The organism is Klebsiella sp. 64, from assembly GCF_018223915.1.
Lineage (GTDB): Bacteria > Pseudomonadota > Gammaproteobacteria > Enterobacterales > Enterobacteriaceae > Klebsiella > Klebsiella pneumoniae.
The window spans coordinates 1-12798 of the sequence record NZ_JAGRQZ010000060.1; the positions used below are offsets into that span (position 1 = coordinate 1).

Below are 12798 nucleotides of genomic sequence, written 5' to 3' on the forward strand. Positions count from 1 at the left end.
AGATCGCACAATCCGGGCTGAGTTCCCTTTCAGTGATCTACTATTCCGCGCAGCTATTTAGCAACGAGCTGGGGTAGGGTAATAAACCCATTACTCCGGTGAATACAGCTTCAGCGAAAAATCACTCCATCGCGACCATCACCCCTTCCCCCAGCTCCACCATCAACTCTTTATGCTTCTCGATTGGCGGCAGGGCGCAGTTGCTCGATACTCCCCGGATGCCGAAAACAGCGATCCTGACGCGACCAAGATCTTCAGCCGGCACAACTGCTTCGCGACGCAAACCATATCCACCTGCTCCGGTAGCTCGAACCATAACATAAAGCAGCCTTTCGGGCGGCTAACACAGATGCCGCAGGGGAAAAACTCCTGCAGCCAGCAGGCGTAGATCTCCATATTACGCTGATAGATCTGCAGCATCCGCCGTACCTGGCGGTGGTAATGGCCTTCGCAAAAAATTACAGACCTCCTGCTGGGTTGAAGGGATGGTACTGGGGCATTAAGCCCCCAGACAGCGCGTGCATTGCGGGTCAGCTCGCGCTGGTATTGCCGGGCCTCAACCTGAATGCTGGCAGCGAAGAACGGGTGACAACCACTCAGCAGGCTAAGCAGGATGAGAGACTGCGCGAGTCGGATCATCGTTAGAGCCCCATCGTCACGCCGAAGCAGATCGCCGCGACAATCGGTGCACATCGCAGCAGAACGGCGGCAAATCAGCTCATAGCCCGTTGCAACGGGGTATTCAGGCTCATTGCGGCTCACTGGCACCGGCTTGCCGAGGTTCTCTTTCCAATCTTCTATCAGATAGCTCCCCGGGCTGGCGTAAGGAAACAGTGCTCGATCAGGGTGGTAGCCGAGAATGGCAGCTATGGAAACCAGAGACAGCTTGTATAGCGTGATGCCGAGCTGTTCGGGCGAAATGGAGGCGATAGCGGCCAGCAGCGCAACGGCAAGAATGATCCTGTTGCGCAGCCGCTGGTGACGGACCTCGTGAAGTAACAACATGAGGTGACTCCTGAAGATGAATGTGCCCGTGGGCTGAATAGATCAGGAGATAGTGTGTGTCAGAATGGGGTGCAGAGTAATTTGCTCCCGGGTAGAAAAAAGCCCGACAGATATCGGGCTTCCTGAAGGTTAATTCTGTTGTTGAAGTGATCGCTGTGAACGTTAATAAAAGGAGCCATCTTACGCTGGAACCAGCCGATGTTAACCATTTCTGAATTGGGATAGTTCATAGCTCGACGCTTCTCGTTATAACACAACGCATCCAGTACACGGAGAACTGGAGGTTCATCCATTCCGATGGTCAGGCGCTTATCTGTGATCTCAGCAATGTTTTCCTCCGCGGGTTCGGTTTTCATCATCGCCTTCTCGATCTCTACAAATTGACGTGCCAGATCGAAGTGAAGTCGAGCCCTCAGGGGAGCCCCAACACCAGATTAATAGCTGATAGGCTAGCCACTAACCCAAGGGCAACAAGTGGACTGACCCCATGCCTGTAGACAAATTCTGTCCTCACGACGAGGCCTGTTCGAAGGCCTCCGGACTGACGCCGCCGGGGTGACTGTGGCGCCGGGCCCGATTGTAGAACACTTCAATGTAATCGAAGACATCCGCCCGGGCCAGATCCCGGTTTTTGTATATTCTCTTACTAATGCGTTATTTTTTCAGTGAACTGAAGAACAATTCGGCCACCGCATTATCCTGGCAGTTGCCACGCTTGTTCATGCTCGGTGCCAGGTTATTGGCCCGCAGAAGCGGTGCCAGTCGTCACTGCCGTACTGGCTGCCCTGAGATGTAAACAGAGCCAACAATAATCATAATATCTACCTGAGGCTTTGAGTTTCTATCATGGCGTACTGACGATGAGTTGAAACCATTGATATTAAGAGTATTGATATTGATATTGATATTAAGAGTATTGATATTGTCTTTCAGAATCGCTATGGCTCGGGCATTAGTATCTGATGCCCGAATAGCGAATTGTTTATCATACCGATAGCTGGTATCGGCGCCGGTGGAATGCCAGTCGGCCGTTCACATGCATCGAGAAATAAAATCATCACTGATTGTACAATTACCTAATGCCGACAGCATTTTATCGTACAACCGTTCCTTGATTACGTCGCTCAAATAATTAAGGCACGTATCGTTTAAGCAGCGTTCAAGGAATACAGGTGCCCGCACGGAATGCTCGTTAGCCTGCCTTTTAAGCAATATAACTTCATAGGAAAAAATACGGTTTGACTTTGCCCAGCCCATCAGACTGGATGAGAGTGGACTCCATGTGATTTTAACGTCCGGGGTGGAGGAAATAACGTCGACATCAAATATCTTGCCGGCGTCATGTAAAAGCCAACAAATAAAGGCTGCATAAAGATAATGACCTTTTCGGATCTGTTCTTCATCCTGTAGACCAATGGGGAGTAATTCAGTGCTGTACGCAAATTTTAAAGCGAGGAAAGCCGTCTCTAAACTGTTTGTTAGTAGTTCCCCTGTACCGGCATGGTGATGGTTTTCAGACGCAGGTAAAAGATGTAGCCAGCATGTATATTACATCAATGGCTTAATGACCAGATTAGTGAAGGTACAGGCCTTCTCACTCAGGTCTGAATTTGGCAGACCGATATACCTATTGATTTACTGTAACCGGTTTGCATGTACGGATAAAATCGCATACTCTGAAAATAACGTTATACACACAGGATTACTTGGATAATCACGGTATATTTGCACATCCTTGATAGGCGTGTGCGGGATATCGTACTCATCATCTGTATCAAAGATAATGTCGTGGTCATACACTCCAAAGAGGGAGTCCCTGATTTTAAAAAAAAAGCCCAGATATAATACTCATATCAACCTGTGAGTTATTGTGCCGAAACAGGAGTGGCAGAAGATTGTGTTTTGTCAGATGGCTTGCCAGAGCCTGCCACTTCCTCTGGTTTTAATGTCTGCTCACTGCCAGTATCAGCTGAAATGTCAATGTAACCGGACTGAGCAAGGGCCTTCGGTTCGAGACTGGCAATATAAAGTTCCACCGATTTAAACCGCTTAATACTCTGGATGAATGGTAATATGTCGTATTTTCCATTCACACGATTTTCAACGTTCAGTATTTTAGTAATCTTGTCCATAGCAACCTGCAGTGAGCTCAGGAGTTGCAAGATAATTCGGTCATGAACCTGTTGTGATATCTGACCGCATAACCACAACTGGTGTGCCTGACGAGTCAGGACGTTGGCGGTCTGGATAATATCCAGCAATTTATAGAACAATGGGTGGTTCCAGCGAATTTCAAATATACCATAGTCAAACCCTTCGTATGATGAATCATCCAGAAGTAGTCTGGCGACATTTTTGTCAATCTGCTCATTGAGGGTATTTACATTACCCGACAGTTCATCGTAAACACCGGAGAGCCATTTCTGAACTTTAGTGCTTGTCGCCTGGTCACCTTCTACCAGGCGGAAAATATTATAAATTGCATTGGAGATGGCGTTAAACTGGCGCAGGCAGGCTCTGTTTTTTTTATGAAAGTGTGTATAGAAATCACTTGAAAGTGGCTTTAATTTTGAAATGACCATCCCTAAAGGAAGGTTATTTACAGCGTTTCGTTGATTACGCGGTTCAGTTTTTGGGGATGCGTTGCCAGCCATTATATTAACCTCTTCAGTTTTTCCAGTCTTTTGATGTCGGCCAGTTTTCGTTGATGGTATTCCGCGAGTAGTTCACGGATTGGTTTAATTTTTTTTCTGTTTCCTGGATCATCTCCAGTTCCCAGTCCAGGGTATTTTTAAAACAACTAACGCTGTAACCTATGAGTTTAGGTTTAACAACCACGCCATGATGTTTAATTTTGTTTTTGAACCTGGGCGAAAAATCTTTCCATACAATTGTCAGCTTTTGCGACGATCCAACCTTTCTCAGCACAGGAGCAAAACGACCGGATATAAATCTTCCCCCGTTTGCATACGAGGTCTGGGATATCAGTTGATTCCGCGCCTTCCAGGCCTCCCAGTATTCATCCAGAATTTTTGATGCCTCTGATTTCAGTAACTCGATATAGCGAACCGAGTTCTCGATAACGATTTCATGATGTGCCGTAATTATCGGGTTCATATCAACTCCTCCAGCAACACAGACTACAGGAATCCAGAAAGAGTTCTCTAAACTAACAAGGGTGTTTGCATTTTTTTTAAATTTTTTTTGTGCTCATGTCGTTGGCAAAAAAATAACTTTCTTGTGAGCTCGTCCAATAACCTCTGCCTGTGGCCCGCACGGTGTGCGTTCCATCCCCGGAAAACCACTCCACGCAACCGTGGAGATGGGAAAAGCAACTTTTTTGCGAACCAGTAATAGGTACCCTTATACATAAGTAACTATTTGCAAAAAAAGTACTAATGAAAGTGTAGGCGTCCAGTCCTGCCATTAGTACCTTTCACAGGAAAAAGTACTAATGAAAATCTATCCTCATTAGTACTTTTTTGATGAAAAGGTACTAATGAAACCGAGCAAAACTTTGCAGTTTCTATAAAAAGTGCCTAATGTTATAAGTACCAGTACAAGGTAAAAGGACAGGGCTTTTTTATAATTTAGTATCTAATAATATTAGTGCTTGTTTTTTTTGGTAGTATCTCTGAGATGGCTTTGATATAATAACAGACCTTTAGTAACCGTATGTAGCGCGATTTAAAAGTACTCTGGAGAGCGTATGGACGTACAACCCAACGTACAGACTGACACGGTCATTAAGGCGTTTCTCCGCTCGGAGTTGCAGTTGATACGGAGTCAAAAAAAACTACTCAGTGTGTTGCCTCGTGATCTCGCGTCCGACTACCGCTATATACCGGAGAACCTGCTGGAGCGGTTTTTCCATCCTGCCACTGATGCGCGTCTAAATAGAATTGCCCTGTCAGAAGCCAGGCCAGGCAGCCTGCTAGTTCCCGTGTCAACGGGAAGCCTGTTTTATGGGGTGAGTTAATAAAATTAATCCTGGATGACTCTCAGTTACTGAAGTTTGAAACGTACGGCAGACCTTTTAACAGTACCGAGATGAAACCAAATGAGCCATGCGAATTATTGAGCGGGAAGCAGTCTGTTTATAAGCCCGTCGATCTTGAGTTATTAAGGAAAAACATCGTCTCTATACAGATGAATTTCCTGGTCAATCTATGGAATCTGGCCAGATTTAAACCAGCTTATGTTAGGGCTTATTTGGCCCTGTCTAATGACGCTTTCATATGCTCCTCGATACAGAAATGTCCGCCTTTGTGGAGGTGACAAATGTGGTTCTCTTTCCCCGGTTTATAACCTATGATACCGGACGACGTGATCACAAAGTATATGCATGAGGTTACGAGATTATGGCTGATGTTCTGGAAGGTTTCATCCTCATGGGAAATATGGGAAACTTACGGTTAGAATTTTCTCTTAAAGATTCACATGAGAAGCTTAAATTATTTTGGCGATGTCTGGATGTTATATAGTTTAACAGACTTCACATCCTTGATATCGTAATTTGATTAAGGTTAATTCAGGTTGGAGAATAACAGTGTCCGAGCATGCTTCGCTAAAATTAAGTTTTCTGAAAACATGAAGTGGTTTTTCCTGCTGGTCGACAGAACAGGACAAGATATACGTTAAGGAGAATGCGGGTAATGGGCTTAAAAAAGAGCGAAGTAAGCTAGTTAAATAGTCTGATAAGTGCAATAAAGTTAGTGGAGTTTGATGCCAATAAATATCCCATAATAGTTCTGCGTGGTCGTAAAGTTGTCGATGGTTTGGAGTAGATAAAAGGGGTAACTACAAAGAAAGGGTAGGCAAATGGCTCGGTGAAAAATACGCCATGTTACTCTAAAGTGTCGTTGTGAACAATACTATTCACATTTTCGGATATGACACGTAAAACCCTACAGAATCAATAAGAGAAATGTACTTTAATATAATTGTTGATTTTTTAATAAATGCGGGTATACGCTGGCATACTACTCACCCAAAGTCAATAGGGCTGTTGAAATTCTCGGCGGGATACCGGAAGCTGACTATAAAGACTATTTCCTGCCATGTAAAAAGCCCTTCAATCATGCACCGGACAGGTATTATTCCTGCCCAACATGCAGTGCAAAGAAATGACAAGTTGCTATTATGCGTTATTCTCAGTCCGTTGTTCCCTTTGAATAAAAATAATTAAGAATACATGGGAAATCAGCTTTACACACCGCAAGTATCATCTGCCATATCACTTTTTATCGACGGAAATAACGAAGCCGTCAGATGAGAAGTTTATTTCATCTTTCAGACAGCATCCATAACCGCTTGCGTACGGTTTCTCCGGACCTTCATGTCCGTTGTGCCTCTTATTTACTCCTGCTTGACGTTCGTACAGAGTCAAAAACTGGAGACCTTAAAAACCATTTCCTGATTGTATCCTGAAACTTGTTCAGGCACTTCCACCGTTAAAAATGACTACATGTCCATTCGAGAAAATCAGGTTTGAAAAAGAGCTGGGCGCTATGTTTTCAGCCAGTCCTGATGCTGTCAGCATCCGTCTGGCCGAATACCTTTTGGGCCCATCCCGTTTTCTCCAGATGATAAAAACCTGACCGTAAGGCGAGAGTTGAGGAAATGCGGTGGTTCATATGATGTAGCAGGGAGACGTCAAAGGCGCCCATGTCAGGTTCACCCGCTGCGGTCATGCAGCGCACCATCCATTTGTTGAATGCGTTGCTGGTCATAATTAGCGCATATTCCAGCTCCGACAGCTCCGCGCAGCGATCCGACACCAGATGGCGGGAGGAAACGATCCGGCCGTCGTTGATATCGTCGTGATGGGTGTTAGCACTCTTTTCTGAAGTCATAACGATCCTTAGCAATGAATGTAAAATTATCAATAAAATAAGAATATTTTATTGATAATTTGTATGCATGTTGTTGAGGTAAAGATGTAGCTTTTTAGCGCAGGTTTACCAAACCTGACGAAAAACACAACATCGCTCGCCGCAAATTAAAAAAATAGCCGCCGGCGCGCAACGCTCACTTTCGATAGGGTAAACGTTATGGACGGTACTCCACTGTTGCCGCTGATCGGGATACCGATCGTGGTTATTGGTTTTGCATTGCGCTTCAACCCGCTGCTGGTGGTCGTGGTAGCGGGGCTGGCGACGGGTTTGCTGGTCGGTATGGATTTCGGCATGCTGCTGGAAACCTTCGGTGAGAAGTTCGTGAACAGCCGTTCGCTGGCCACCTTCATTCTGATCCTACCGGTCATTGGTCTGCTGGAGTATTACGGGCTTAAGGAACTCGCCCAGGCCTGGGTGGCGAAGATCGCTAGTGCCACTTCGGCGCGTATTCTGATGCTTTATTTTGTTGCGCGTTAAGCCACGGCCGGGCTGGGGCTGATATCGTTGGGCGGCCATGTCCAGACGGTGCGTCCGCTGCTGGCCCGATGGCCGAAGGAGCGGCGCTGAACGAATACGGCGAAGTCCCACAGCACATTCGCGACAAAATCAAAGCCCATGCCGCCGCGTGTGACAACATCGCAGTTTTCTTCGGAGAAGATATCTTTATTGCTTTTGGCGCAGTGCTGCTAATTGACGCGTTTCTGAAAGAGAACGGCATTCAGGGTATCGAACCGCTGCATATCGGCCTGTGGGCCATTCCAACCGCCATTGCGGCATTAATTATTCATATTACGCGCCTGCTGAGCCTCGATGCCAGCATCCGTCGAGACATCATGGAATGGCGAGCAGAGCAGAGGATGCAGGAGCCCACACAATGATGACGCTTATCACCATTAACCGTGTGTATTACCTGATTGGTTTTGTCGTGATGCTGCTGGTTGTCATGACCCTTCGCGATCGCGCCAATCCAAAGCGTTTTACAACCGCGTTGTTCTGGTTTTTGTTTGGCGGGATCTTCCTGTTTGGCGACCTGATGGTACAGGAACTCGGTAAATCCTTGGCGTACCGCATCATCGGCGGCGGCGTCATCGCTATCGCCCTGCTGGCGGGATTTAGCCTAGTCGGGATAGGGTACTATAAAATGTCCACCGAGGAGGCGCGAGTTGCCTCTTCGAATATACTCAAGAACTGACTGTTCCTGCCTGCGCTGATGATCCCGATGGTGACGGTTATCGGCACCCTGTTCCTGAAAGGGGTGTCGATCGGCGGCGTGTTCCTGCTCGATCAAAAACAGCTCACCCTGGCGGCGCTTTCCGTTGCCTGCGTTGCGGCGATCCTCACCGGCTGGTGGCTTACCAAAGGAACGCCGCTGCATGCTGTTCGTCAGTCTCGTCGTCTTGTCGATACTATCGGCTGGGCGGTGATCCTTCCGCAGATGCTGGCCATGCTTGGCGGGGTCTTTATGGTGGCAAACACGGGCGACTCGGTGCAAAAGGTAGTGAGCCTGTTTGTGAACCCGGATAACCGCTTCATGCTGGTGATCATTTACTGCGTGGGGATGGCACTGTTCACCATGATCATGGGCAATGCGTTTGCGGCCTTTCCGGTATTAAGTGCCGGTATCGCGTTGCCGTTTCTGATCAACGTTCATCACGTGAATCCGGCGCCTCTGTTAGCGTTTGGCATGTACGCGGGCTATTGCGGCACGCTGATGACGCCAATGGCCGCAAACTTCAACATCGTTCCCGCCGCTCTGCTGGAGCTGAAGGACAAATATCAGGTGATCAAAATCCAACTCCCGACCGCGTTAACCCTGCTGGTGGTGAACGTGTTCTTAATGTATTTCCTCGTGTTTCGCTAAGGAGCTGTCATGGAATTAACGCAAGATAAGGCTGACGCGTTTGCCCGCATTCCTTTGACCTATTTGCGCTTGGAATACCCGAACCACATCATGCACCTACTTAATGATGATGGCGACGTGCTGCTGCCTCGTGAACTGCACCCGATTTTTTACGGTTGTTTTGACTGGCATTCGGCGGTACACGGCTACTGGCTGCTGCTGCGCTGCGTGCGTCTTTATCCCCACTTACCGTGCCAGAAGGCGATCGTTGAGCTTTTCGACCAACACCTGACCAAAGAGAACGTGGCGAATGAGCTGGCCTATTTCACCGCACCGTTCCGCGACTCGTTTGAGCGGCCGTATGGTTACGGCTGGCTGCTGGCGCTGGCCCAGGAAATGAAACAGTCGTCGCTGTCGCAGGCCGCAGGCTGGTATCAGACGTTGGAGCCGCTTACCCAGTATATTCGCAACCGGCTGGTGGATTACCTTGCTAAACTCACCTATCCGATCCGCGTGGGGACGCACTACAACACAGCGTTTGCTCTAGCTCTGGCGCTAGATTATGCCCGAGCTGTAGAAGATAGCGCGCTTGAGCAGGCTATTCTGTCCTCTGCAGAGCGGTTTTATCTTGCCGACACGCGCTATCCGGCCCACTACGAACCCGGCGGCGATGAGTATATTTCCGGCGCCTTGACGGAAGCGTTATTGATGAGCAAGGTGTCGGCGGACTTTTCCGCCTGGTTTGACGCGTTTTTGCCGGATGTCGGCTCCGTTGCGGAACTTATGAACCCGGCGGAGGTGAGCGATCGTACCGATCCGAAAATTGCCCATCTCGACGGATTAAATCTCAGCCGTGCCTGGTGCATGAAGCACATTGCGAAAGCGCTTCCGGTCAACCATCCGGCGCAGCAGGTGCTAAGTGATGCGGTGGCGAAACACCTGACGGTGAGCGTCGAGCATGTGGTGGGCAGCCACTACAGCGGCTGGCACTGGCTGGCGAGCTTTGCGTTGCTGGCGCTGGAGTAAATAATTGAGCCGTCTTTCTTGCCGGGTTACTCTGCGCTCATCCGGCCTACAATGTATATGAATATATTGTGCTTTTCAGGCTGATGCCCTCACCACAGGGTGCAGCCTGCTCAGTTTAAACAGCACCGACCCCGTTGAGGTGATGACGGCTAGAGGAGATGTGGGGGGACGAACCACAAGCAAGCTTCATGCAATGGGCATAACCACTACGCTAGAGCTGGCTAGGGCAAATCCTGTATTCATAAGATGAAACTTCACCGTAGTTCTTGAACGAACAGTGAGGGAACTACGGGGGAAAGTTGTATCGACTTGGAGGATGCTCCACCACAAAAACAACAGATAATATGCAGCAGAAGCTTTGGGCAGCGTATAACAACGTATGAATCCATGCGGCAGGCAATTTGCCAGTATGCTGAACGTGCTGCGGAAAAATTGCGTCAGGAACGTCAGTACTGCGGTCAGGTGTCAGCTTTCATAAAAACCTCGCCTTTTTCAAAACATGAACCCTATTACAGCAAAGTCTCCAGCGAACAGCTCTGCATTCCGTCACGTGAAACGTGGGACATTATCGTGGCGGTGGGCCGGGTTCTGGATAAAATCTGGAAAGACGGACATAACTATGCAAAGGCGGGTGTCATGCTCAACGATTTCCGTCACTGCGGAGTTACCCAGCTACCGTTATTTGATGAAGGGAGGTCGTATGCAAACAGTGACGCGCTCATGAACGTACTGGATACGATAAACAACTCAGGCAAAGGAAAGTATGGTTTGCCGGTCGGGGCATCGCACCGGCGTGGTCAATGAAGAGAGATATGCTCTCTCCAGCCTACACACCGAGGAGGGACTAGATACCGATCGCTACACTCTGAGGCATCGCAATCAGGAGAAATTCCGTTCGTCTGCTGGTGGTTGATATTTGCTCTGTTATTGCCATTTGGGCATAATGAAAGGACCAAATGGAGGTTTGCTATGAAAACATTTAGTTTGTCCTCAACTCCAGCCAGACCACAGCGCCTCTGGCAGGTTGCCGGGTTAAATAATGCTGATAGCGTAGCGCTGCTGGGTCAAATCAATGAAGGCCTGGACGGGAAGGTGGCGAACCGGATCACTGACTGGGCCAGAATAACCCAAAATGACCTGAGAAAAATGTCCGGTATCCCGTCGACCACATTTAGCCGCAGTGTGAAGGCACGTTTTAACCCGGAACAAAGTGAACGACTGGTACGTATTATCCGCGTCATTGATCGGGCGGTAGATTTGTTTGAAGGCGATAAGGAAGCCGCACTGAAGTGGTTGAACGAACCTAACCGGGCATTGAGCTGGAAAGTGCCAGCAGACCTGATAGCATCCGAGACGGGAGCATATGAGGTCATTAAGCTGATTACGCGTCTGGAGCATGGGGTGTACTCGTGATCCTCTACAGGCTGACGAAAACAAAGAATCTTTCTACGGCCTGGACCGGATATGGTGCGAAAGAGGCTGGTGGGCGCTGGAATAGCGTGGGGGTGTCAATGGTATATGTCTCCGAAACGGCATCACTAACGATGCTGGAGACGCTGGTACACCTGCATGCGGCACAGATAATGGACTCTTTCACGCTACTGAGTATCGATGTGCCTGATGAATTGATCCAAAGCGCAAATATGGATGAATTACCGGCCAACTGGGCTGATGAGGATGCGCCTCAGGAACTGGCTGATTACGGAGATGCCTGGTCATTTACCAGGAGCTCGGTTGCACTGCGTGTTCCCTCAGCCTTATCTCCGGTAGAGTTCAATTATCTGTTAAATCCTGAGCACTCTGATTTTTACGGGATCGTGCAGATGGCTCAACAGATACCGTTCCGGTTTGATAGTCGTCTTAAACCTGACAGGAAGTGAAGCAAAGGAGGAGAGGGCGCTGTCATGATGCCTGGCGCTCCTGTCCGGTGCCACATAATAAAAGCCCGCCAGCGGCGGGCAAAGACTACACACAGCTATTACAGGATGATTCAGGCAGTTTCTTCATAAACGTTGTAATCCAGCTTTGCTCCAATGTAATTATGCAGGCTACTGGCTTTATTCATCGTGCAGCTGAACGCAGTCGAACGATCGCCTGCACTCCCGTTATGCCCATAACGGGCAATTCATACGGTTTCTCATAACTGCATTCTTCCAGCACAATAAAGGCTCCCGGCTCACTGGTCAGCAATTCGAAACCAAGACCTGAGGACTTTGTATTTCTTAATTGGTAATATGCAGTGAGTGTCATAATTGATTCCTTAAAACAATACCGATGCAAAGATATTTTTACAGGCATAGTTGAGCCTGTAAAATTGCTAATAGTTCAGAGCGCTTGTAAGTAATAATAACCTATTCTAGTGGAGCGTCAATTTGCTAAATAACTTTACCTTCATTAAATTTTCAAAGAAATACAATCAGGAATAGCTACTTTAAAAATCTCTTTCGAACATGACGCTACTGATATCTGATATTGCCTGGAGAATTTTGTCATAGGCGTACACCTCTATTTTGGCGTAAATCTTCAAACAGGTAGCTGAGTTGTTTCGTTAACATCAGACATGGGCGCAGCTGGCGAACAAGGGGGTTGTCCTGGCACTGCATTGCGTCTGCACAGAACCGTTACATTGGGCGGCGCAGAAGTGGTAACCGGAGCCTGCTGACAGAGGGAAAATTCATGACTGAACTCCAGAAAATGCCGGGGTGTATGGCATATACTCGGCGAAAATAATCTTAAAAATTATCTGCTTACCATCTTATTGCCCCTGGGGGGGATGGGAGTGAACAGGGTATAATGGTGTCGGCGCTTGAGGCTTTTTGCCTCATGATATTTGAGTGTTTTGTTGTTGTGAGGCAGAAAGAAGAAAGCCCCGTAGGACGTTAATTTTCATTAACCAACCACACGAGGCCATCTGCTTGACTAGACACCAACAGAGCGTAGCCTCTTAGCTGCCGTAAGGCAAGGAGAAAAAGGCTATTGTTAACACTAGGCTGTAATGTCCCCTTTGGGGCTGCGGATGTTTTCCTGGAC

The 12798-nt window shown here is 48.0% G+C and carries 8 protein-coding genes and 8 pseudogenes; 7 read left to right on the top strand and 9 right to left on the bottom strand.

Annotation, left to right across the window (positions count from 1 at the left end; translation table 11 throughout):
* Nucleotides 1-121 precede the first annotated feature (121 nt).
* The 7 genes and pseudogenes from KHQ23_RS25920 to mobI form a co-directional block, all read right to left on the bottom strand.
* Nucleotides 122-493, bottom strand: a pseudogene (locus tag KHQ23_RS25920) (GntR family transcriptional regulator); the annotation flags it as partial.
* A 275-nt stretch (nucleotides 494-768) separates the two neighbouring features.
* Nucleotides 769-1005, bottom strand: a pseudogene (locus KHQ23_RS25925) (putative holin); the annotation flags it as partial.
* Between the two features lie 59 nt (nucleotides 1006-1064).
* Nucleotides 1065-1364 (bottom strand): hypothetical protein, encoded by a 300-nt coding sequence (locus KHQ23_RS25930; protein WP_017146611.1) that lies wholly within the window; start codon nucleotides 1362-1364, stop codon nucleotides 1065-1067.
* Nucleotides 1365-1515: 151 nt separating this feature from the next.
* Nucleotides 1516-1799, bottom strand: a pseudogene (locus KHQ23_RS25935) (IS3 family transposase); the annotation flags it as partial.
* Between the two features lie 238 nt (nucleotides 1800-2037).
* A pseudogene (locus KHQ23_RS26445) lies at nucleotides 2038-2481 on the bottom strand (TraI domain-containing protein); the annotation flags it as partial.
* Nucleotides 2482-2870: 389 nt separating this feature from the next.
* Entirely contained in the window at nucleotides 2871-3659 is a 789-nt protein-coding gene (locus KHQ23_RS25945) for a hypothetical protein (protein ID WP_048289771.1), read from the bottom strand.
* Between the two features lie 13 nt (nucleotides 3660-3672).
* Nucleotides 3673-4122, bottom strand: coding sequence for a conjugative transfer protein MobI(A/C) (gene mobI, locus KHQ23_RS25950; protein WP_224451382.1), 450 nt, complete (start codon nucleotides 4120-4122; stop codon nucleotides 3673-3675).
* A gap of 592 nt (nucleotides 4123-4714) precedes the next feature.
* On the opposite strand from mobI, the gene KHQ23_RS26450 reads away from it, so the two are divergent.
* Nucleotides 4715-4984 carry a hypothetical protein gene (locus tag KHQ23_RS26450; RefSeq protein WP_004117878.1) on the top strand — a complete coding sequence of 90 codons (270 nt, stop codon included), beginning with the start codon at nucleotides 4715-4717 and terminating at the stop codon, nucleotides 4982-4984.
* Between the two features lie 1645 nt (nucleotides 4985-6629).
* Here the strand turns inward: KHQ23_RS26450 and KHQ23_RS25960 are convergent.
* Nucleotides 6630-6860 (bottom strand): annotated as a pseudogene (locus KHQ23_RS25960) (hypothetical protein); the annotation flags it as partial.
* 198 nt (nucleotides 6861-7058) lie between these two features.
* Here KHQ23_RS25960 and KHQ23_RS25965 point away from each other — a divergent pair.
* The 6 genes and pseudogenes from KHQ23_RS25965 to KHQ23_RS25990 all read left to right on the top strand — a co-directional run bounded on the left by KHQ23_RS25965 (nucleotide 7059) and on the right by KHQ23_RS25990 (nucleotide 11648).
* Nucleotides 7059-7780, top strand: a pseudogene (locus tag KHQ23_RS25965) (DUF969 domain-containing protein).
* Nucleotides 7777-8763, top strand: a pseudogene (locus KHQ23_RS25970) (DUF979 domain-containing protein). The pseudogenes KHQ23_RS25965 and KHQ23_RS25970 overlap by 4 nt, the downstream one beginning before the upstream one ends.
* A 9-nt stretch (nucleotides 8764-8772) precedes the next feature.
* Nucleotides 8773-9768 carry a DUF2891 domain-containing protein gene (locus KHQ23_RS25975; RefSeq protein ID WP_023329002.1) on the top strand — a complete coding sequence of 332 codons (996 nt, stop codon included), beginning with the start codon at nucleotides 8773-8775 and terminating at the stop codon, nucleotides 9766-9768.
* A gap of 115 nt (nucleotides 9769-9883) precedes the next feature.
* Nucleotides 9884-10616, top strand: a pseudogene (locus KHQ23_RS25980) (DUF4113 domain-containing protein); the annotation flags it as partial.
* A gap of 121 nt (nucleotides 10617-10737) precedes the next feature.
* Nucleotides 10738-11181 (top strand): antitoxin Xre/MbcA/ParS toxin-binding domain-containing protein, encoded by a 444-nt coding sequence (locus KHQ23_RS25985; protein ID WP_023329004.1) that lies wholly within the window; start codon nucleotides 10738-10740, stop codon nucleotides 11179-11181.
* A complete protein-coding gene (locus KHQ23_RS25990) occupies nucleotides 11178-11648 on the top strand; it encodes an RES family NAD+ phosphorylase (RefSeq protein WP_023329005.1) in 471 nt (156 codons plus the stop codon). The genes KHQ23_RS25985 and KHQ23_RS25990 overlap by 4 nt, the downstream gene beginning before the upstream one ends.
* Before the next feature lie 181 nt (nucleotides 11649-11829).
* On the opposite strand, the gene KHQ23_RS25995 is transcribed toward KHQ23_RS25990, so the two are convergent.
* Nucleotides 11830-12018: a hypothetical protein gene (locus KHQ23_RS25995; RefSeq protein ID WP_023329006.1), complete on the bottom strand. Its 189-nt coding sequence runs from the start codon at nucleotides 12016-12018 to the stop codon at nucleotides 11830-11832.
* Nucleotides 12019-12798 lie beyond the last annotated feature (780 nt).

What these genes read in the sequence shown, in the direction of transcription:
- KHQ23_RS25975 (WP_023329002.1), top strand. Translation starts at nt 8,773, where the DNA reads ATGGAATTAACGCAAGATAAGGCTGACGCGTTTGCCCGCATTCCTTTG.
- KHQ23_RS25945 (WP_048289771.1), bottom strand. Translation starts at nt 3,659, where the DNA reads ATGGCTGGCAACGCATCCCCAAAAACTGAACCGCGTAATCAACGAAAC.
- KHQ23_RS25995 (WP_023329006.1), bottom strand. Translation starts at nt 12,018, where the DNA reads ATGACACTCACTGCATATTACCAATTAAGAAATACAAAGTCCTCAGGT.
- KHQ23_RS26450 (WP_004117878.1), top strand. Translation starts at nt 4,715, where the DNA reads ATGGACGTACAACCCAACGTACAGACTGACACGGTCATTAAGGCGTTT.
- KHQ23_RS25930 (WP_017146611.1), bottom strand. Translation starts at nt 1,364, where the DNA reads ATGATGAAAACCGAACCCGCGGAGGAAAACATTGCTGAGATCACAGAT.
- mobI (WP_224451382.1), bottom strand. Translation starts at nt 4,122, where the DNA reads ATGAACCCGATAATTACGGCACATCATGAAATCGTTATCGAGAACTCG.
- KHQ23_RS25985 (WP_023329004.1), top strand. Translation starts at nt 10,738, where the DNA reads ATGAAAACATTTAGTTTGTCCTCAACTCCAGCCAGACCACAGCGCCTC.